A 20339-nucleotide genomic window follows, 5' to 3' on the forward strand; every position below is an offset into this window, starting at 1 on the left:
GGCGGTTCGTCCGCCAACCCGACAGATTTACGCCCAAGCGGCGGGTTTGGAAAGCCCCGTTCACGGGGCCTTCCGCGGCGCCCCGCCGGTGGCCAGGGTGCCGCCCTCGGCCTCGGGTTCGGCCTCGACGGCCGGGGCCGCGGCAGCCTCGAGATGGGCTTCGGGGGGACGCTTGCGCAGGGCCTCGGCCACCCCCTCCTCGCAGGCGGTGTCGTCGACCATCGGCACGCCGGTGCGGAAGGCCGCGCGCCCGATCAGGTGGGCGGCGACCGGGGCGGTCAGGATCAGGAACAGGATCGCCGCCACGGCCCGCGCGACGACGGTGCTTTCCGCGAAGGCGATGGCCACCGCCACCAGGATCAGGCCCGAGCCAAGCGTGCCCGCCTTGGTCGAGGCATGCATCCGCAGCATCAGGTCGGGCAGGCGCAGCACGCCCATCCCGGCGGCAAAGCAGAAGATGCCCCCGGCGACCACGAACAGCGAAACGATCAGTTCGGTGATCATGCCAGTTCCTCCGCCGTCAGCAGGATGCGCCGTTCCAGATAGCGGGCGAGGCACACGGTGGCCAGAAAGCCCACCAGCGCCAGCACGACCGCCACGTCCAGGAAGGCCGCGCTGCGGGCCTGCAGGGCGGCCAGGCCGCCGAAGGCCACCAGCTGCACCGTCATCATGTCCAAGGCCACGATCCGGTCGGCCAGGGTCGGCCCGATCACCAGACGGATGGTCGCCAGCGTCACCCCCAGGATGACCAGCACGAAGCCCAGCAGGATTGCATAATCGAGAACTGTCATCGCCTTACTCCGTCGCCTCGCGCACCCAGACCTCGAACCGGTCGCGGATCTGCGCCCGGATCGCGTCGGGATCGTCCGCGAACATCGCGTGGATATAGATGGTCTTGCGGTCCTCGGACACGTCCAGGCTGAGCGTGCCCGGCGTGAGCGAGATGAAATTGGCCAGAAGCGTGATCTGCGTGTCGGTGGTCACGGTGATCGGCACGGCGATCAGCGCAGGCTCGGACCGCTGGCCGGGGGTCAGCACCTCCTTGACCACGGGGATCGAGCTGACCACCAGTTCATAGACGAACATGACGATCAGGCGGATCCAATAATAGAGCCGCAGGAAATAGCTGCCGGTCTGCGGGAACAGCGGGCGGACCAGCCACATGGCGGCCATGCCGACCAGGAAGCCGGTGATCAGCCCGCCAAGCGTCAGCCCCCCAGTCAGCGCGACCCAGGCAAAGGCCAGCACCAGATTGACGGCAAAGAGGTTCATGGCTGCACCCCCAGAACGGTCGTGACATACTCGGTCGGATCCAGCAGCTGCCCCGCGGCGCGTTCGGCGAACTGCACGAAGGGCTCGGGGAAGAGGCCGATGATGCAGGTCAGCGCGGCCAGTGCCACGATCGGCAGCATCAGCGCCACCCGGTCACCAACCGGCAGGTCCGACAGGCGCGGCTTGAGTCCGTCCGGATGCGCGGGCCAGAAGGCCGCGCCCCAGATCTTGGTCATCGAGAAGATGGTCAGCAGGCCCACGGCCAGCGACACGCCCGCCACGAACCACATCTCGAGGTTCAGTGCGGCCTTGACGACCACGTACTTGGCCCAGAAGCCCGACAGCGGCGGAAAGCCCGCCAGCGAGAAGGCCGGGATCAGGAACAGGAAGGCCAGAAGCGGCGCATGGGCGTAAAGCCCTCCAAGCCGCGCCAGATCGGTCGATCCGCCGATGCGCTTGGCGACGCCCGCCACGAAGAACAGGTTGGCCTTCACGATGATGTGGTGGACCAGGTAGAAGACCGCGCCCATCAGGCCCAGGGGCGTGTACAGCGCCAGCCCCAGCACCATGTAGCCGATCTGGCTGATGATGTGGAAGGACAGGATGCGGCGGAAGTCGTTCATCGCCGCCGCCCCCAGGACGCCCGTGACCATGGTCACGACCGCCAGCCACAACAGCAGCGTGTGGGTGAAGCCCACGTCCTGGTCGAAGACCAGCGTGAACATGCGGATCAGCGCATAGACGCCCACCTTGGTCAGCAGCCCCGCGAAGATCGCCGACACCGCGACCGGTGGCGTGTGGTACGAGGCGGGCAGCCAGAAGAACAGCGGGAAGAGCGCCGCCTTGACCCCGAAGGCCACCATGAACATCACCGCGACGGTGGTCAGCAGCCCGGTGTTTTCCACCCCGCGCACCGCCAGATGCAGGTCGGCCATGTTCAGCGTGCCGGTCAGGCCATAGAGCAGGCCAATGCCGGACAGGAACATGATGGTCGAGACCAGGTTCAGCAGCACGTACTTGATGCCGCCGTCCAGCTGCTCGCGCGTGCCGCCCAGGACCAGCAGGCCGAAGCTGGAGATCAGCATGACCTCGAACCAGACATAGAGGTTGAACAGGTCGCCCGTCAGGAAGGCCCCGCAGACGCCCATCAGCAGGGTCTGCAGCAGGGCGTGGAAGCCGAGACGCTCCAGCCGCTCGGGGATCTCGGACAGCGAATAGATGACGGTGGCCAGGCCCGTGATCGCGGTGATGACCACCATGACGCCGCCCAGCAGGTCGGCGGCCAGGGTGATGCCGAAGGGCGCGTCCCAGTTCGACATCTGCGCGGCCAGCACGCCCTGGTCCAGCACCTCGGACATCAGCATCAGGCTGGCCAGCAGCAGCGCCGTGGTGCCCGCGACCGAGATCCAGCGCCCGGCGACCGTGTTGCGGAACAGATAGCACAGCACCGCCGTCATCACGGGGATGAGGATCGGATAGACCAGAAGCCAACTCATATTCCGGCCTCCTGCCCGGTGGCGGGTTGTTGCGGGTCGGCCCGGCCCAGACCCAGCTTGCCGGTGTCCAGATCCTTCTCGTCCATGGGTTCGGCGATGCGCATCTCGTCGCTGTTGACGGTGCCGAGCGTCATGAAGGTCCGGTAGACCAGCGCCAGCGTGAAGGCCAGAAGGCCGAAGCCGATGACGATGGCGGTCAGCACCAGCGCCTGCGGCAGGGCGTTGGCCACGGTGCCCGTGGGCGCGTATTCGCCCGGCGCGATCAGCGGCGGGGCGCCTGCGGTCAGGCGGCCGCCCGCGAAGATCAGCAGGTTGACCGCGTTCGACAGCAGGACCAGCCCGAACAGGAAGCGCAGCACGTTGCGGTCCAGCATCAGATAGACCGAGGTGGACACCAGGATGCCCAGGGTGATGGCAAGCAGCAGTTCCACGCTCAGATCTCCTGTTCCAGGGCAAAGACCAGGGTCAGGATTCCGCCGAAGACGGCCATGTACACTCCGATGTCGAACACGAGGACGGTGGACAGGGGCACATAGCTGTCGCCGTCCTGGAACAGGAACAGCCATTGCCCGGTGAAGAACGGCTCTCCGGCGAAGCCCGCGCCCATGCCGCCCAAGGCGGCGACCCCCACCCCCAGCATCGCCAGGTTCGACGGGTCCATGCGCAGCGCGGCCCGCGCCTCGGAGACCGAGGTGGCGATGGTGTAGAGGATGAAGGCCGTGGCCCCGATCAACCCGCCGATGAAGCCGCCGCCGGGCAGGTTGTGCCCGCGCAGCAGCGCATAGATCGAGAACATCAGCAGCAGGGCCGCCATCAGGCGTGTCGTCGTGGTCAGGATCAGCGACTGCATCTCAGCTCTCCTCCTCGGGCTTGCGGCGGGGGGGTGCCCCGCGCAGCAGGGCAAAGGCCGCGATGGCGGCGATGGCGACCACGGTGATCTCTCCGAACGTGTCCAGCGCGCGGAAATCGACCAGGATCACGTTGACGATGTTGCGTCCGAAGGCCTCGGGATACGAGGTCGCCTCGAAATAGGTGGTCAGGCGGCGGTCGAAATCGGATGCCAGGACCGAGATCGTCAGGAAGGTCGTGATCAGGCCCATGCCCCCCGCGATGACGGCATGTCCGGTGCGGAACACCATCTTGGACCGGCGCGGCAGATAGGGCAGCCGCAGCATCGCCAGGCTGACCAGCACGACGACCAGCACCTCGACCAGAAGCTGGGTGATGGCCACGTCGGGGGCGCTGAACATGATGAAGATCAGCGCGACGCCGATGCCCACCACGCCCATGGCCGCCACCGCCGTCATGCGGCTGTGGGTCCAGACGGTCAGGATCGCGCCGGTGGCGATCAGGCCCAGGACGGCCCATTGCACCGGATGCACCCCGTCCGTGGACAGGCTGAGCCCGGCCTGGAAGGCGCCCTTGAGGATGTAGGTGCCGCCGACCAGCACGACGAAGGTGGCGAAGGTCACCGCCATGTAGCGCTGCAGGCTGCCGGTCTGGATCAGCCCGGTCAGCCAGGCGGCGAAGGCCTTGAACGCGTCCAGCAGACGGTCCCAGCCCGCGTCGAAATCGACGCGGCTGCGCGCCTCGATGGCGGCCAGGCGGGCGCGGATCGCCTCGTGCCGGCGATAGACCAGCCAGCCCGCAAGGAAGGTCAGCAGCGACAGGATCAGCGCCATGTTGATGCCGCCCCACAGGTACAGCTCCACGGGGCGCACCTCACCGAAGACGGCATGGGTGGCGGGGCCGACCAGGTAATGGCCCAGCACGCCCGGCACCAGGCCGAAGATCAGCGACAGCGCGCCCAGGACCAGCGGCCCGGCCAGCATCGGCCAGGGGCCTTCATGCGGCGCGTGGGGCGTCGGGCGCAGATCGCCCCGGAAGGGCTTCAGCGCGACGATGCCGCCCACCGCGAACATCATCACCGAGGCCGCGAAGGCCATCATCGTGACCCAGAAGGCGCCGAAGCCCTCCAGCCCCAGACCGGCCTTGTACATGAATTCCTTGCCGATGAAGCCGACCATGGGCGGGATGCCCGCCATGCTGATCGCGGCCAGCGCGGCGGCCAGCCCGGTCAGCGGCATCGCCTTGGACAGGCCACCCAGCACCGCCGTCTCGCGGGTGCCGGTGGCATGGTCGACGATGCCGATCATCAGGAACAGCGCCGCCTTGTAGAGCGAGTGCACCACCAGGAAGGTCATCGCGGCCATGATCGCGTAATGCGTGCCCGCGCCGATGAACATGGTCAGCGTGCCAAGCGCCATCAGCGTGGTATAGGCCAAGACCTGCTTGATGTCGGTCTGCCGCATGGCCATGACGGATGCGAAGACAGCCGTCACGCCGCCGAACAGCGTCAGGATCCAGAACCAGGCGTCGGTGCCGCCAAGCGTCGGGTTCATCCGCGCCATCAGGAACACGCCCGCCTTCACCATCGTGGCGCTGTGCAGATAGGCCGAGACCGGCGTCGGCGCGGCCATCGCGTTGGGCAGCCAGAAGTGGAACGGCACCTGGGCCGACTTGGTGAAGGTGCCCGCCAGGACCAGCAGCAGGATCGCCATGTACCAGGGATGGGCGCGGATCTCGTCGCCCATGGTCAGGATCTGCGACAGCTGGAACGTGCCCGCGACATTGCCCAGGATGATCATGCCCCCCAGCATCGCCAGGCCGCCCGTCCCCGTCACCAGCAGCGCCTGGAGCGCCGAGCGGCGCGACTTGGCGCTGTCGGCGTTGAAGCCGATCAGCAGATAGGATGAGATCGTCGTGACCTCCCAGAAGACGAACAGCATGATCAGGTCGTCCGACAGCACCAGGCCCAGCATGCCGACCATGAACATCAGCAGGTAGCAGACGAAGCGCGGATAATCGGGATGATCGCCCAGGTAGCGCGCCGAATACAGCGTCACCGCCAGGCCGATCCCGGTGATCAGCAGCGCGAAGGTCATGCTCAGCCCGTCCAGCAGCACCGCCAGCCGGATCCCGAGCGAGGGCACCCAATCGATGCCGCCCAGCACGGGCGCCAGCGCCACCTGCGGCATGAGCCCGAGGAAGTACAGAAACAGGATGCCGGGAAAGGCGATGGACACCCAGCCCGCCGGGCCACCCATCACGCGATCCACTTTTTGATAGTCGTCAGCCATGTCTCGAACCTCTGTCGCGGCATGCAGTTGGCGACGGGTCTTAGCATCCTTTTTTTCAGGGCGACAGACGGCAGGATGCGGGAAATGCGCGGCCATGGTCGAAAAGACGGGGCCCGCCCCGGGGCCTCAGGCGCGGGCCCGCGCCCGCGGTGTAAAGAAGTCGGCGCAAGCGGCGCGCGGGGATCGGGGCCTCGGGTCAAGCCCGCCCCGGCCGCCAGGATGCGACGTCTTGACGCAGGTCGCGAGGCCGAGAAACCCAACGCGGCGATGGGCTTGGGGGGGCGGTGACGGCGCGACGGACGGCCCCGGCATCTGACCCCTTGCCCCGAGGCCCGGCCTGAGTGTTTCATGGCGGCAGCTCCGGGCGGCGCGACCGTCCTTGATTCGTCACATTCCAAACGAGGGGACATCCCATGCTGCTTGCCCAGGACCGCATCGCCGGACAGAGCCTTGCCGCCAAGGCCGGCCTGACGCTGGCCGCCGCCGCGCTGATCGCGCTTGGCGCCAAGATCCAGCTGCCGTTCTGGCCCGTGCCGATGACGCTGCAGACGCTGGCCGTGCTGGTCATCGCGGCGGGCCTGGGTCCGCGCCTCGGGCTGGCGGCGATGGGCGCCTACATGGCCGCTGGCCTGGCCGGGCTGCCGGTCTTTGCCGGATCGCCCGAGCGCGGGCTGGGCCTGGCCTATCTGGCGGGCCCGACGACCGGCTTCCTGATCGGCATGGCGCTGGCCATGGTCGTGACCGGCGCGCTGGCGCAGGGCCGCGGCCTGGGGATGCGGGCGTTGGCGATGATCGCGGGCACCGTCGCCATCTATGTGCCGGGCCTGATCTGGCTGTCGGCCTTCGTGCCGGCGGATCGGCTGCTGGCCGTGGGCGTGGCGCCCTTCATCCTGGGCGACATGGTCAAGGTGGCCATCGGCGCGCTGGCGCTTCAGATGGTCGGCACCCGCCGCTGATCCGATTTGCCGGGCGCGGGGTCCGTTGCGGCCCCGCGCCGCTGCAGGACCCTGCCAGAGGCCGCGCATGACCCAGGACCCCACCCCCCGGACCATCGCCCGGATCGAGGCCAGCTTCGGCGCGCAGGGCCTGATGCGCCATCTGGGCGCGACCATCGCCGCGATCCGGTCCGGAGAGGTCGTGCTGCACCTGCCCTATCGCGCCGAGCTGACCCAGCAGATGGGCTATTTCCACGCCGGCGGCACCTCGGCCCTGGCCGACACCGCCGGGGGATATGCGGCCCTCACCCTCTTTCCCGAGGGCCATGAGGTGCTGACGACCGAATTCAAGCTGAACCTTCTGAACCCCGCCCGAGGCGAGCGGCTGGAGGCGGTGGGCCGCGTCCTCAAGCCGGGGCGCACGCTGACCGTCTGCCAGCTGGATGTCTTTGCCGTCGAGGGCGAGGCCCGCACCCATGTCGCGACCGGCCTGCAGACGCTGATCTGCATCGCCGCGCGCCCCTCCTCCGGCCGGCCCGCCCAAGCGACTCCCCCCTCGTGACAGCGGGCGGGCGGTCGGGTAGACGGCCGCAACCGCATTTTCCGAAGGCAGAAGGGGCAGCGCAGATGGCACAGGCACGGATCGGGCTGATCGGCTTGGGGACGATGGGGGCGGCCTTGGCGCTCAACATCGCCGAGAAGGGCTTTCCCATTGCGGTCTGGAACCGCACGACCGAGGTCACCCGCCGCTTTGCCGCGGAGGCGGGACCGCTGGCGCCCCGCGTGATCCCCGCCGGCACGCTGGAGGCGCTGGTGGCCGCCATCGCCCGACCCCGCACGATCATCCTGATGGTGCCCGCGGGCGAGGCGGTGGACGCGCAGCTGGATGCCCTGGCGCCGCTGCTGGAGGCCGACGATCTGGTGATCGACGCGGGCAATGCCGATTTCCACGACACCAACCGCCGCGACGAGGCCGGGCTGCCCTTCCGCTTTCTGGGCATGGGCATCTCGGGCGGCGAGGAGGGCGCGCGGCACGGCCCCGCGATCATGGGCGGCGGCGCGGCGGCGGACTGGGACCGCGTGGCGCCGGTGATGACCGCCATCGCCGCCCGAGCCGAGGACGGTGCCCCCTGCGCGGCCCGCATGGGCGATGCGGGCGCCGGGCATTTCGTCAAGATGGTCCATAACGGCATCGAATATGCCGACATGCAGATGATCGCCGAGGTCTATGGCCTGATGCGCGACGGCATGGGGCTGGAGGCCACAGCCATCTCACGGATCTTCGAGGGCTGGAACGGGGGCATCCTGTCCAGCTATCTGGTCGAGATCTCGGCCGCCGTCACCGCCGCGCGCGATCCCCATACGGGGGCCGCGATGCCCGACGTGATCCTGGACCGCGCGGGCCAGAAGGGCACCGGCCGCTGGACCGCGATCGAGGCGCAGCACCTGTTGGCCCCCATCCCGGTGATCGAGGCGGCCGTCATGGCGCGCAACGTCAGCGCCCGGCTAGACGAGCGGGATGCCGGCCAGGCGCGCTTCGGCGCCGGCGCGGGCCCCTGCGCGCTGGAGCCCGCGGCGCTGGAGCAGGCGCTGATCGCGGGCAAGATCCTGTGCTATGCGCAGGGCTTCGCGATGATCGGGGCGGCCTCGGACAGCTTCGGCTGGACGCTGGACCTGCCGCAGATCGCGCGGGTCTGGCGGGCGGGCTGCATCATCCGCTCGACCATGCTGAACGACATGGCCGAGGCGCTGGCCGAGGATCCGGGCCGCAACCTGATCCTGGCGCCGTTCTTCGCCGAGCTGATCGACAGGGCGATGCCGGCCCTGCGGCAGGTCGTGTCGCAGGGGATCGCGGCAGGGCATCCGCTGCCGGCGCTGGCCTCGGGGCTGATGTGGTTCGACATGATGCGCACGGCGCGCGGGACGGCGAACCTGATCCAGGCGCAGCGGGACTTCTTCGGCGCGCATGGGTTCGAGCGGCTGGACGGGATCGCCGACCGGCACGGGCCCTGGGGCGGGACGGACTGAGAGGGCGTCAGGGGGGCGCTGCCCCCCGTCCTGCGGACTCCCCCCGGGATATTTCGGCCAAGATGAAAGGGTCAGGAGGTCAGGAGGTCAGGGGCGGGGGCGGGGGCGACCGATCTCGCCCAGGGTCAGGACGGGCGAGGCGTCGATGCCCTGCGCGTTCAGCATGGCGGCGACGCGTTCCAGCGCGGCCACCAGCATCGCCTGTTCCCAGTCCTGCAATGCGTGAAAGCCCGTCACGAAATGCTGCTGCAGGGCGTCGGGGGCCTCGGCCAGCGCGGTGGCGCCGCTGTCGGTCAGGATGACATGCAGCTGGCGGCGGTCGGTGCTGGAGCGCTGGCGCTGCGTCAGGCCCAGCTTGTCCAGCTGGTCGACCAAGGCTGTCACGGTCGCCTGGCTGACGCCCATCTGCGCGGCCAGAAGCGTCGGGGTGGCGGTGCGGTCGTCGCGGGCGGCCAGGATCTGCAGCACCCGCAGCTTGGCCGGGGTCAGGCCCACGGCCTGCGCGAGGTCGCGCTCGTACTGCTCGGTCGCGCGCAGGATGCGGCGCAGCGCGATCAGCGCCGCGTCGGAGCGGGGAATGGCGGAATCGCGGGTCATGGCGGCGTCCTGGGTCATGGACGGCTGTATGCCACCGGCGGCGGGGTCTGGGCAATGGGGCAACCTGTCATTCGTCTGCCGAAGGGTGAAGGTCACGGACACGTGTGAAAGACGTGAAAATTATCAAGTCAGGGTGACTACTTATCCGGAACTTTGCGGAAATCCGGGGCAATGGTTGAAACCATCGCCCGGGTCGGTTAGTTAGAGCCCCGAAGCAATCGAGGATCACCGACCCATGCCCAAGGATATGCAGGACATCGAACGTCCCCGCCAGCTGGTGCTGCGCAAGCCCGACCCGACCGACGGCGCCGCCGTGTGGGAGCTGGTGCGCGACTGCAAGCCGCTGGACGAGAACTCGATGTACTGCAATCTGGTGCAGGCCGAGCATTTCCGCGACACCTGCGTGGTCGCCGATCTGGACGGCGATGTCGTGGGCTGGATCTCGGGTCACATGATCCCCAACGAGGATGCGCTGTTCGTTTGGCAGGTCGCGGTCAGCCCACGGGCGCGCGGTCTGGGACTGGGCCGCAAGATGCTGACCCATCTGGTCGAGCGCGACGAATGCACGGACGCCACCCGGCTGAACACCACCATCACGCGCGACAACGACGCCTCCTGGGCGCTGTTCCGCAGCCTGGCGCGCGCCCTGGGCGGCGAGCTGAGCGACGATCCTCATTTCACCCGCCACGAACATTTCGACGGGCGCCACGCGACCGAGCACATGGTGACGATCACCCTGCCCCGGCCCGCCCGTCAGGCCCGCGCCGCCTGATCCCTTTGCGGCGCATTCCCCATTCTGCTGATAACGCACATCGTGCGAAAGGACTTCTCATGGCCAAGGACATGGCAACACCCGACACCGACACCGGCATCTTCACCCGTCGCGAAAGCGAGGCGCGGTCCTATTGCCGGGGCATTCCCACCCTCTTCGCCTCGGCCAGCGGCTCGGTGATGCGGGGCGCGGACGGATCCGAGCATATCGATTTCCTGGCCGGCTGTTCGTCGCTGAACTATGGCCACAACGATCCCGACATGAAGGCGGCGCTGATCGAGCACATCTCGGGCGACGGCATCGCGCATGGGCTGGATCTGCACACCACGACCAAGGCGGCCTTCCTGCAGGCGTTCGAGACGCATATCCTGGCGCCCCGCGGCATGGATCACTGCGTGATGTTCACCGGACCGACCGGCGCCAATGCCGTCGAGGCGGCGATGAAGATCGCCCGCAAGGTGACCGGCCGCACCAACATCGTGGCCTTCACCAACGGCTTTCACGGCGTGACCATGGGCGCACTGGCCGCCACCGGCAACGGCTATCATCGCGGCGGCGCGGGGATGGAGACTCAGGGCGTCACCCGCGTGCCCTTCGACGATTACGCCAAGGGGTTGGACAGTGCCGCCCTGCTGGACCAGATGCTGTCGGACAATTCGGGCGGCATCGACGCCCCCGCCGCCATCATGATGGAGACGGTGCAGGGCGAGGGCGGGCTGAACGCCGCCTCGGCCGAATTCGTGAAGGCCGTGGCCGAGATCGCCAAGCGGCATGGCGCGCTGCTGATTCTGGACGACATCCAGGCAGGCTGCGGGCGGACCGGCAAGTTCTTCTCGTTCGAGGAGATGGGCGTGATGCCGGATCTGGTGCCGATGGCCAAGTCGGTCTCGGGCTTCGGCCTGCCTTTGGCGATGGTCCTGGTGCGGCCCCAGCATGACGTCTTCGGCCCCGCCGAGCACAACGGCACCTTCCGCGGCAACACCCATGCCTTCGTGACCGCCCGCGTGGCGATCGAGAAGTTCTGGTCGGACAAGGCCTTCGAGGCCGAGCTGGCCCAGAAGGCCGCGCTGATCGAGACGCGCCTGACGGAACTGGCCGACATGATCCCCGGTGCCTATCTGAAGGGTCGCGGGCTGATGCGCGGCGTCGATGTGGGCGGCGGCGAGTTGGCGGGCGCCATCTGCAAGCGCGCCTTCCAGGGCGGGCTGATCATCGAGACCTCGGGGAACGAGGATCAGGTGGTCAAGGTGCTGGCCCCCCTGACCACGCCCACCGATCTGCTGTCGCGCGGCTTCGACATCCTGCTGGATGCGGCCCGAGACGTTCTGGCCACCAAGATTGCTGCGGAGTAAGACACATGATCGTTCGTGATTTCAACAAACTGAAAGACACCGACCGTTCGGTGTCGGATGCCCGGTGGAACTCGGTCCGCATGCTGCTGGCCGATGACGGGATGGGCTTTTCCTTCCACATCACCACGCTGGAGGCGGGTTCGGAACACACGTTCCACTACAAGCACCATTTTGAAAGCGTCTATTGCATGTCGGGCAAGGGCTCGATCACCGATCTGGCCACCGGCGAGACGCACCAGATCACGCCCGGCGTGATGTACGCGCTGAACCTGAATGATCACCACACGCTGCGCGCGGACGAGACGCTGGTCATGGCCTGCTGCTTCAACCCGCCGATCACCGGGACCGAGGTCCATCGCGAAGACGGCAGCTATGCGCCTGCCGAGACGGCCTGAGCATGGCAGGACCGACCCATACTGTCGAGAAGATCGGCGGCACCTCGATGTCGCGGGTCCATGAGCTGCGCGACACGTTGCTGATCGGCGACCGCCCGAACCTCTATGGCCGGATCTTCGTCGTCTCGGCCTTTGGCGGCATCACCGACCTGCTGCTGGAGCACAAAAAATCCGGCGAGCCCGGCGTCTATGCGGCCTTCGCCAGCGGCGAGGGCGATCATGGCTGGCTGGCGGCGCTGGACCGCGCCAGCGAGGCGATGGGTGCCGCGCATCGCGTGGTGCTGGAGCATCCCGGCGATCTGGAGCGGGCCGACGCTTTCGTGCGCGACCGCCTGATCGGCGCCAAGAACTGCCTGATCGACCTGCAGCGCCTGTGCTCCTATGGCCATTTCCGGCTGTCGGAACACATGCTGCACACACGCGAGCTGCTGTCGGGCCTGGGCGAGGCGCATTCGGCCTTCGTCACCACGCTGATGCTGCAGCGCGCCGGGGTCTCGGCCCGCTTCGTCGACCTGTCGGGCTGGCGCGACACCGGAGAGGTCAGTCTGGACGAGCGCATCCTGGGCGCCATGTCCGGGATCGACGCGCAGACCGAGATGCCCATCGTTACCGGCTATGCCCAGTGCCGCGAGGGGCTGATGCGCGAATTCGACCGGGGCTATTCCGAGGTGACCTTCTCGCGTCTGGCCGCGCTGACCGGCGCGCAGGAGGCGATCATCCACAAGGAGTTCCATCTGTCCTCGGCCGATCCCAAGCTGGTGGGCGCCGATGCGGTGCGCAAGCTGGGGCGCACGAATTACGACGTGGCCGACCAGCTGTCCAACCTGGGGATGGAGGCGATCCACCCCAAGGCCGCCAAGACCCTGCGCCAGTCGGGCGTGCCGCTGCGCGTGACCAACGCCTTCGAGCCGCACGATCCCGGCACGCTGATCGACGACCAGCCGGCGGATGCCCCGGCGGTCGAGATCGTCACCGGTCTGGACGTCTTCGCGCTGGAGCTGTTCGAACAGGACATGGTCGGCGCCAAGGGCTATGACGCCGCGATCCTCGAGGTGCTGACACGCCACAAGGTGCGCATCGTCAGCAAGGTCTCGAACGCGAACACGATCACGCATTACGTGGACAGCAGCCTCAAGGTGCTGCGCCGCGTCGAGAAGGATCTGGTCGAGCGCTTCCCCTCGGCCTGCGTGTCCTCGCGGGCGGTGGCAATGGCGTCGGCGGTGGGACGCGATCTGGACGGGCTGGCGGTGCTCAGCCGGGGGCTGAACGCGCTGGCCGATGCCGGGCTGTCGGCGATCGGCGCCACGCAGGGCCCGCGCCAAGTGGACGTGCAGTTCATCGTCGAACGCGACGCCTTGGCGGGCACGATCCGCGCCCTGCACGGCGCGCTGGTCGAGACGCAGGGCCGCGACATCGCCCAAGCGGCCTGACGCATCCCGACGAACTGACAAACTGAAAACGACCCTCCCCTGTCCGGGGGAGGGTCGTTTTCCGTGGGCACTATGCACGGCGGACTCTGGCGCGGGCGCGGCTCAGCCCCATTGCGCGGCGAAGGCGGGCGAGGCCACGAAGCTGCCCGGCTCGGGCGAGACGGGGGGCGGATCGCAGACCCCCTCCTCCAGATAGCGCAGCGCTGCCGTGAAGCCCGCCGCCGAGAAGGGCTTGGCGATGACGCCGTGGGCGCCGGCAAAATCCTCGGGAATCTTCTTGGGATTGGCGGTGACGAAGACGACGATCGTGTCGGGCCAGCGCCGACGGATCTCGTCATTGACCTCCAGCCCGGTGCTGCCTTGGGCCAGCTGCATGTCGACCAGCGCCACGTCGGGCCGGTCCCCGACGGGCAGCGCCTCGACCGCCTGCAGCGAGGCCGCGGTGCCCAGGACCCGGTGGCCGGCATCCTCGATCATCATCTCGATATCCATCGCGATGATGAATTCGTCCTCGACGACCAGGATCGAGAGCGGGGGTTTGGGGTGGTTCATGAGACCTCGGTGTCGACGACGACGGTGACTTCGATGGACCCGCACGGCCCCTGGACCCAGGACACGGTGGTACGCGTCTGCGCGGCCAAGCGGGAGATGATCTGTTCAGTGACCCCCGAGGGGGAATAGCGCGGCAGCGTGGGGTTCTTGGAACTGCCGTCGCGGGCATCGCGCCCGAAGCGGATGCCCAGCTCGACCCGGCCCCCGGTCACGCGCGACGAGATGTCGAAGACCCGCGCGCCGCCGTGATCGGTGGGCAGGATCATGTGGGACAGGATCTCGTTGACGATCAGCCCGATGGCCGAGGCCTGCCCGGCGGGCACCTCGGCCCGGCCCAGATCGGCGCGGATGCGGATGTCGCAGTCGGCCCGGCTCTGCGTCAGGTCCGAGGCGAGGTTGACGGTGTAGGAGCCGATGTCGAACCGCGTCACGTCCTCGGACTGGTAGAGATGGCGGTGCACGGTGGCCAGCGCGTCGATCCGGGTCATCATCGCGCGCAGCAGGTCGGCGGTCTGGCTGTCATGCGCCTCGCGCAGCTGCAGGCGCAGGATCGATCCGATCATGGTCATGTTGTTCTTCACGCGGTGATCGACCTCGTGCAGCAGCAGCCGCTGCGCATCCAGCGACTCGCGCAGTTCGGCCACCCGCCGCGTCACCTCGGTCTCGACCCGGGCCTTCTCGCGGGCCATGCGCGCCTGCACGTCGATCCGGTCGGTCACATCCAGCTGCGAGGCGAAGAAGAACTGGATCCGGCCCGCATCGTCGCGCACCGGGCTGAGATAGAGCGCGTTCCAGAAGGACGAGCCGTCCTTGCGATAGTTCAGGATGTCGACGGCGATGTCGGTCCCCGCCGTCACGGCGTCGCGGATGCGGTCCACCGTCTCGGGATCGGTCTGTTCGCCCTGCAGCAGGCGGCAGTTGCGGCCCAGCAGCTCGTCGCGGTCATAGCCGGTCAGCCGCTGGAAGGCGTCGTTGGCGAAGATGATCGGGTTGTCGGGCTTGGTGGGGTCGGTGATGATCATGGACATGCGCGTCGACCGGACCGCCGCCGCGAAGGGATCGCCCCGCCCCTGCTCGTGATGCAGTGCCTCGGTGAGGGTCCAGTCGTCCCTGTCGTCCACGTGCCGTCCTCGTCCATTCCACGCTTTCGCGTCAGTCCCGTGACAAGGTTCCGGGGATGGGATTGGTTCCCGCCGGGGATACCGGGCAGAGCGGGATGCGACGCGACGTTGCAGGCGGGCGACAGGGCTGCACGCCCAAGGACTTGAGCGCGCGCGGCAAGGGCCGGGTGGCCGCGCGGCGGGGGCGCGGGTCAGCCGCGCCGCGCCTCCAGCACCGCCTTCAGCGCCAGCGCCACCAGCGCCAGCAGCGTCAGGGTCGAGGCGGCGGCGAAGGCCCCCACCGCGTTCAGGTCGTTGAACAGCAGCTCGACATGCAGGGGCAGCGTGTTCGTCTGGCCACGGATGTTGCCCGACACCACCGACACGCCGCCGAACTCGCCCACCGCGCGGGCCGTGCACAGCACGGCGCCATAGAGCAGCGCCCACCGGATGTTGGGCAGCGTGACGCGCCGGAACACCTGCCAGCCCGAGGCGCCAAGGGTCACGGCGGCCTCCTCCTGCGCGGTGCCCTGCGCCTGCATCAGGGGCAGCACCTCGCGGGCGACGAAGGGCGCGGTCACGAACATCGTCACCAGCACGATGCCGGGCAGCGCGAACATCACCTGCAGGTCCAGATCGCCCAGCCACGGTCCCAGCAGCCCCTGCCGCCCGTAGAGCAGCAGATAGCAGATCCCCGCGATGATCGGAGAGATCGAGAAGGGGATCTCGATCATCGTGACCAGGATGCCGCGCCCGGGAAAGCGGTGCTTGGCCACGGCCCAGGCCGCCGCGATGCCGAAGGCGATGTTCAGGGGCACCACGATCACCGCGACCAGGCTGGTCAGCCAGATCGCGTGCAGCGTCGCGGGATCGAGGATGTTCGACGCATAGACCCGCCAGCCTTCAGAAAAGGCGCGGGCGAAGATATAGGCCAGCGGCGCCACCACGATCAGCAGCGTCAAAATGACGGCCAGCGCGATCAGGGCGCGGGCGCCCATGGTGCGGGCCGGGCGGCCGTGGCCGGTGGCGGCCGATCCGGGGGCGATCATGTCGGGCGCGCTCATCGTGTGGCCTCGCGGTGGCGGGCGGCCCAGGATTGCAGGATGTTCGACAGGACCAGCAGCACCAGCGCAAAGCCCAGCAGGACCAGCGCGATGGCGGCGGCGCCGTTGTAGTCGTATTCCTCCAGCCGGATATAGGCCAGAAGGGCCGCGATCTCGGTCTGCCCGGGCAGGTTGCCGGCGATGAAGACGATGGCCCCGAACTCGCCCAGGGACCGGGCGAAGGCGGTGGTGCAGCCAGCCAGCCAGGCGGGCAGGATCGCGGGAAAGACCACGCGGGCAAAGACCTGCCACGGCGTCGCGCCAAGCGTCTCGGCCGCCTGTTCCAGCGAGGGGTCCAGATCCTCCAGCACCGGCTGGACCGTGCGCACCACGAAGGGGATCGAGGTGAAGGCCATCGCCAGCGCGATGCCCCAGATCGTGTAGACGACCGGGATGCCCGCCGGGTGCAGGACCTGTCCGAACCAGCCATTGGCCGAGAAGAGTGCCGTCAGCGACAGCCCCGCCACGGCGGTGGGCAGCGCGAAGGGCACGTCCATCAGCGCGTCCAGCAGCCGCTTGCCGGGAAAGTCGTGGCGCACCAGCACCCAGGCCATCAAGAGCCCATAGACCGCGTTGAAGGCGGTGGCGATGGCCGCCGCCGTCAGGGTGATGCGGAAGGCCGCCACCGCGCGTTCGGAACTGACGATCGCCCAGAAGGCGGCGGGGCCGATCTCGGCCCCCTTCAGGATCAGGGCCGAGATGGGGATCAGCACGATCAGCACCAGATAGAGCAGCGTCGTGCCCAGGCTCAGCGTGAACCCGGGCAGGACGCGCTTGGCGCGGAAGGGGGCGGCGGCGGTGCTCATCGGTTGACGAAGACCTGATCCAGGATCCCGCCCGAGGCCAGATGCTCGGCCGAGACGGCATCCCAGCCCCCGAAGACCTCGTCCACGGTGACCAGCTCGACCGGGGCCTGCGCATCGGCGAACTCGGCCGCGACGGTCTCGTCGGTCACGCGATAGTCGCGCTCGGCCAGCAGGCGCTGCGCCTCGGGGGTATACAGCCAGTCCAGATAGGCGGTGGCCAGCTCGGTCGTGCCGTTGTCCTCGGCATTCTCGGCCACCACGGCGACCGGGAAGGCGGCAAACAGGCTCATCGACGGGGTCACGCGCTCGAACCCCTCGGCCTCGTATTGCGCGGCGATCTGGCCGGTCTCGGCCTCGAAGGTCACCAGCACGTCGCCGATGCCGCGTTCCGCGAAGGTCTGGGTCGAGGCCCGCCCGCCGGTGTCGAAGACCGGCACATTGGCAAAGACGCTGCGCACGAAGTCCTGCGCCGCCGCCTGGTCGCCGTCATTCTGCGCCAGCGCATAGGCATAGGCGGCCAGATAGGTGTAGCGCGCATTGCCGCTAGTCTTGGGGTTCGGAAAGACGGGCGCCACATCCTCGCGCGCCAGATCGTCCCAGTCCTCGATCCCCTTGGGGTTGCCCTCGCGCACCAGGAAGGCGGGCAGCGAGTAATAGGGCGAGGCGCCGTTGGGGAAGGCGTCGCGCCAGTCCTCGGGCAGCAGGCCGCTCTCGGCCAGCACGTCGATGTCGGTCTCCTGGTTGAAGGTCACCAAATCGGCGGGCAGCCCCTCCAGGATCGCGCGGGCCTGGCGCGAGGATCCGCCATGCGACATGTCGATGGTCAGCGAGCGGCCGGTCTCGGCCTCCCATTGCGCGGCGAAGGCGGGGTTCAGCGCCTCGAACAGTTCGCGGGCGATGTCGTAGCTGACATTCAGCAGGCGGTCCTGCGCATGGGCGGGACCGGTCAGGATCAGGGCCAGCGCGGTGGCGAGAACGGGCAGTTTCATCGGGCGATCTCCTTGGACAGGGGCAGGACGGGGGTGGCGGTGTCGCGGCGGGCGTCGGGAAAGATCGCCGCCGCCTCGACGCGCAGGGCGACGGGGGCGCCCTTGGTCAGGGCGGGAGCGCCGCGCCGGGGCATCTGCGCCTCGGCCTCGGCGCCGTCGGTGCGGGTGGCGGTCAGGCGCAGCTCGGCCCCGGTGCTGGCGAGGCTGGTCACATGCCAGACCCCCGCAGGGTCGGGCATCGCGCGGATGTCGGCGGGCCGGGCGAACAACCTTGCCGCGCCATCGGGCAGCGCCCGGCGCGGCAGGGCGGTCAGGTCCAGCCCCGGGGCGGCGGCGCGGCCCGAGGCCAGCGTCACCGGCAGCTCGACCGTGGCACCCATGAAACGGGCCACGAAGGGCGTGGCGGGGTGGTCGTGGATCTGGTCGGCATGGCCGATCTGCTCGATCCGCCCCTGCCCCATGACGACGACGCGGTCGGCCAGCTCGAAGGCCTCCTCCTGGTCATGGGTCACGAAGATGGTGGTCGATCCGGTCGCCTCGTGCACGCCGCGCAGCCAGCGGCGCAGGTCGCGGCGGATCGCGGCGTCCAGCGCCCCGAAGGGCTCGTCCAGCAGCAGCACGCGCGGCTTGATCGCCAGCGCCCGGCCAAGCGCCACCCGCTGGCGCTGCCCGCCCGACAGTTGCGCAGGGTAGCGGTCGGCCAGATGGTCGATCTGCAGGAAGGTCATCAGCTCGTCGGCCCGCGCGGCGATCTTCGCCTTGGCAGGACGGTCGGCGCGGGGGCGCACGGTCAGGCCGAAGGCGATGTTGTCGCGCACGCTCATATGCGGAAACAGCGCGTAATGCTGAAAGACGAAGCCGATGCGCCGGTCGCGGGCGGCCAGCTGCAGCCAGTCCTGCCCGGCCACCGACAGCTGCCCGGCATCGGGCCATTCCAGCCCGGCGATGATCTTCAGAAGGGTCGTCTTGCCGGACCCCGAAGGCCCCAGCAGGGCCACCAGCTCGCCGTCGGCCACGTCCAGATCGATGCCGCGCAGCACCTCGGTGCGGTCGAACCGCTTGGTCATCCCGGCGATCGTGATGGACATGGCGCACCCCTCTGGCTGAACCTGCCAGCTAGGATGCCGCCTTGGCTGCGGCAAGGGGTTCGGGACGCAGGCCACTTCCCCGCCCCGGGGCGGTTGTTTCGCCGCAGTACTGGGCCGCGAAACGATCCGCCGCACAGGCGGCCTCGCCGGACGGAGATCGTTCCGCCAAACCCGGCCCGCGGGCGGCGGGCGTTCTTCTTTGCCCGCAGCCGGTCGCCGTTACCCGACGACCGGCGGGACGGCCGGAACCGCTTGATCTTGGCCGCGCCCGCACCTAAACGCAGCGCCTCGGCACACGGCGCAGCATTCTTGCGCGAAGGAGAGGTTTCATGAACGCCCTGGCACGACTGTCCGGCTTTGTCGGCAAGACATTTGCCCTCTGGGTCCTGCTCTTCGCGGTGCTGGGCTTCCTGCTGCCCGAGACCTTCCGCCAGCTGACGCCCTGGATCGTCACCCTGCTGGGGATCATCATGTTCGGGATGGGGCTGACCATCTCGGCTCGCGACTTCGGCGAGGTGCTGCGCCGTCCGCTGGACGTGGGCGTGGGCGTGGCCTCGCAATTCATCATCATGCCGCTGCTGGCGGTGGCGCTGACCCGGATCATCCCGATGCCGCCCGAGGTCGCCGCCGGCGTCATCCTGGTCGGCTGCTGCCCCGGGGGCACCTCGTCCAACGTGATGACCTATCTGGCCAAGGGCGACACGGCCCTGTCGGTGGCCTGCACCAGCGTCACCACGCTGATGGCGCCGGTGGTGACGCCCTTTCTGGTCCTGATGTTCGCGCGGGAATACCTGCCCGTGGATGCCTGGGCGATGTTCCAGTCCATCGTCAAGGTCGTGCTGCTGCCGCTGGCCCTGGGCCTGCTGGCGCAGCGGCTGGTGCCGGGGATCGTGCGCGCGGCCATTCCGGCGCTGCCTTTGGTCAGCGTGACCGGGATCGTGCTGATCGTGGCCGCCGTGGTCGGCGCCTCGAAGGGCGCCATCGTGCAGTCGGGGCTGATGATCTTCGCGGTCGTCGTGCTGCACAACCTTCTGGGCTATCTGATCGGCTATCTGGCGGCGCGGGCGGCGGGGCTGGAGCTGGCGGGCCGCAAGGCCATCGCGATCGAGGTCGGCATGCAGAACTCGGGCCTGGCCGCAGCCCTTGCGACGACCTATTTCTCGCCCCTCGCGGCGGTCCCGGCGGCGATCTTCAGCGTCTGGCACAATATCTCGGGCGCGATCGTGGCCAGCATCCTGGCCCGGATGGGCCCGGAGGCGCCGCCGCGCCGCTGACCGCCGCGCT

The 20339-nt window shown here is 68.8% G+C and carries 22 protein-coding genes; 8 read left to right on the top strand and 14 right to left on the bottom strand.

What is annotated here, in order from left to right; translation table 11 throughout:
- Nucleotides 1-60: 60 nt before the first annotated feature.
- From mnhG to E4191_RS09010, 7 genes are read right to left on the bottom strand one after another with little or no spacing between them, the layout of a single operon-like run.
- A complete protein-coding gene (gene mnhG / locus E4191_RS08980; RefSeq protein ID WP_135313115.1) occupies nt 61-504 on the bottom strand; it encodes a monovalent cation/H(+) antiporter subunit G in 444 nt (147 codons plus the stop codon).
- Nucleotides 501-791, bottom strand: a complete 291-nt coding sequence (locus E4191_RS08985; protein WP_135313116.1) for a monovalent cation/H+ antiporter complex subunit F — start codon at nt 789-791, stop codon at nt 501-503. The genes mnhG and E4191_RS08985 overlap by 4 nt, the downstream gene beginning before the upstream one ends.
- 4 nt (nt 792-795) lie before the next feature.
- Complete coding sequence (locus E4191_RS08990) at nt 796-1272, bottom strand: Na+/H+ antiporter subunit E (RefSeq protein WP_135313117.1); 477 nt, start codon at nt 1270-1272, stop codon at nt 796-798.
- On the bottom strand, nt 1269-2768 hold the full coding sequence (locus E4191_RS08995; RefSeq protein WP_135313118.1) for a Na+/H+ antiporter subunit D: 1500 nt from the start codon (nt 2766-2768) through the stop codon (nt 1269-1271). Before E4191_RS08995 ends, E4191_RS08990 begins: the two co-directional genes overlap by 4 nt.
- Complete coding sequence (locus E4191_RS09000; RefSeq protein ID WP_135313119.1) at nt 2765-3199, bottom strand: Na+/H+ antiporter subunit C; 435 nt, start codon at nt 3197-3199, stop codon at nt 2765-2767. Before E4191_RS09000 ends, E4191_RS08995 begins: the two co-directional genes overlap by 4 nt.
- Nucleotides 3200-3201: 2 nt before the next feature.
- Nucleotides 3202-3618, bottom strand: a complete 417-nt coding sequence (locus E4191_RS09005; RefSeq protein WP_135313120.1) for an MnhB domain-containing protein — start codon at nt 3616-3618, stop codon at nt 3202-3204.
- 1 nt (nt 3619) lies between these two features.
- Complete coding sequence (locus E4191_RS09010; RefSeq protein ID WP_135313121.1) at nt 3620-5908, bottom strand: putative monovalent cation/H+ antiporter subunit A; 2289 nt, start codon at nt 5906-5908, stop codon at nt 3620-3622.
- A 413-nt stretch (nt 5909-6321) separates the two neighbouring features.
- Between E4191_RS09010 and E4191_RS09015 the strand changes: the two genes are divergently transcribed.
- The 3 genes from E4191_RS09015 to gndA all read left to right on the top strand — a co-directional run bounded on the left by E4191_RS09015 (nt 6322) and on the right by gndA (nt 8871).
- Nucleotides 6322-6864: a biotin transporter BioY gene (locus E4191_RS09015; RefSeq protein WP_135313122.1), complete on the top strand. Its 543-nt coding sequence runs from the start codon at nt 6322-6324 to the stop codon at nt 6862-6864.
- Nucleotides 6865-6931: 67 nt separating this feature from the next.
- On the top strand, nt 6932-7405 hold the full coding sequence (locus E4191_RS09020; protein WP_228461195.1) for a PaaI family thioesterase: 474 nt from the start codon (nt 6932-6934) through the stop codon (nt 7403-7405).
- Nucleotides 7406-7470: 65 nt separating this feature from the next.
- A complete protein-coding gene (gene gndA, locus E4191_RS09025) occupies nt 7471-8871 on the top strand; it encodes an NADP-dependent phosphogluconate dehydrogenase (protein WP_135313123.1) in 1401 nt (466 codons plus the stop codon).
- Between the two features lie 87 nt (nt 8872-8958).
- Here the strand turns inward: gndA and E4191_RS09030 are convergent, their stop codons facing one another.
- Nucleotides 8959-9468, bottom strand: a complete 510-nt coding sequence (locus tag E4191_RS09030; RefSeq protein WP_135313124.1) for a MarR family winged helix-turn-helix transcriptional regulator — start codon at nt 9466-9468, stop codon at nt 8959-8961.
- 235 nt (nt 9469-9703) lie between these two features.
- Here E4191_RS09030 and ectA point away from each other — a divergent pair, with 235 nt between their 5' ends.
- The 4 genes from ectA to E4191_RS09050 are packed head-to-tail and all read left to right on the top strand — an operon-like array spanning nt 9704 to nt 13417.
- On the top strand, nt 9704-10240 hold the full coding sequence (ectA, locus tag E4191_RS09035) for a diaminobutyrate acetyltransferase (protein ID WP_135313125.1): 537 nt from the start codon (nt 9704-9706) through the stop codon (nt 10238-10240).
- A 59-nt stretch (nt 10241-10299) separates the two neighbouring features.
- Nucleotides 10300-11592, top strand: a complete 1293-nt coding sequence (gene ectB, locus E4191_RS09040; RefSeq protein WP_135313126.1) for a diaminobutyrate--2-oxoglutarate transaminase — start codon at nt 10300-10302, stop codon at nt 11590-11592.
- Nucleotides 11593-11597: 5 nt separating this feature from the next.
- Nucleotides 11598-11987, top strand: coding sequence for an ectoine synthase (locus E4191_RS09045; protein ID WP_135313127.1), 390 nt, complete (start codon nt 11598-11600; stop codon nt 11985-11987).
- A 2-nt stretch (nt 11988-11989) separates the two neighbouring features.
- Entirely contained in the window at nt 11990-13417 is a 1428-nt protein-coding gene (locus tag E4191_RS09050; protein ID WP_135313128.1) for an aspartate kinase, read from the top strand.
- A gap of 102 nt (nt 13418-13519) precedes the next feature.
- On the opposite strand, the gene E4191_RS09055 is transcribed toward E4191_RS09050, so the two are convergent.
- The 6 genes from E4191_RS09055 to E4191_RS09080 form a co-directional block, all read right to left on the bottom strand.
- The gene (locus tag E4191_RS09055) at nt 13520-13969 is read right to left on the bottom strand and encodes a response regulator (RefSeq protein WP_135313129.1); all 450 of its coding nucleotides are present in this window, start codon (nt 13967-13969) and stop codon (nt 13520-13522) included.
- Nucleotides 13966-15090, bottom strand: coding sequence for a PAS domain-containing protein (locus E4191_RS09060; protein WP_135313130.1), 1125 nt, complete (start codon nt 15088-15090; stop codon nt 13966-13968). Before E4191_RS09060 ends, E4191_RS09055 begins: the two co-directional genes overlap by 4 nt.
- A gap of 191 nt (nt 15091-15281) precedes the next feature.
- Nucleotides 15282-16133: a sulfate ABC transporter permease subunit CysW gene (cysW, locus tag E4191_RS09065; protein WP_176562675.1), complete on the bottom strand. Its 852-nt coding sequence runs from the start codon at nt 16131-16133 to the stop codon at nt 15282-15284.
- Nucleotides 16130-16978 carry a sulfate ABC transporter permease subunit CysT gene (gene cysT / locus E4191_RS09070; RefSeq protein ID WP_135313131.1) on the bottom strand — a complete coding sequence of 283 codons (849 nt, stop codon included), beginning with the start codon at nt 16976-16978 and terminating at the stop codon, nt 16130-16132. Before cysT ends, cysW begins: the two co-directional genes overlap by 4 nt.
- Nucleotides 16975-17967 (bottom strand): sulfate ABC transporter substrate-binding protein, encoded by a 993-nt coding sequence (locus E4191_RS09075; protein WP_135313132.1) that lies wholly within the window; start codon nt 17965-17967, stop codon nt 16975-16977. Before E4191_RS09075 ends, cysT begins: the two co-directional genes overlap by 4 nt.
- Nucleotides 17964-19055 (bottom strand): sulfate/molybdate ABC transporter ATP-binding protein, encoded by a 1092-nt coding sequence (locus E4191_RS09080; RefSeq protein ID WP_135313133.1) that lies wholly within the window; start codon nt 19053-19055, stop codon nt 17964-17966. The genes E4191_RS09075 and E4191_RS09080 overlap by 4 nt, the downstream gene beginning before the upstream one ends.
- A 329-nt stretch (nt 19056-19384) precedes the next feature.
- Between E4191_RS09080 and E4191_RS09085 the strand changes: the two genes are divergently transcribed.
- Nucleotides 19385-20329 carry a bile acid:sodium symporter family protein gene (locus tag E4191_RS09085; protein ID WP_135313134.1) on the top strand — a complete coding sequence of 315 codons (945 nt, stop codon included), beginning with the start codon at nt 19385-19387 and terminating at the stop codon, nt 20327-20329.
- The last annotated feature ends 10 nt before the right edge of the window (nt 20330-20339 follow it).

Origin of the sequence: Paracoccus liaowanqingii, from assembly GCF_004683865.2 — a bacterium.
Lineage (GTDB): Bacteria > Pseudomonadota > Alphaproteobacteria > Rhodobacterales > Rhodobacteraceae > Paracoccus > Paracoccus liaowanqingii.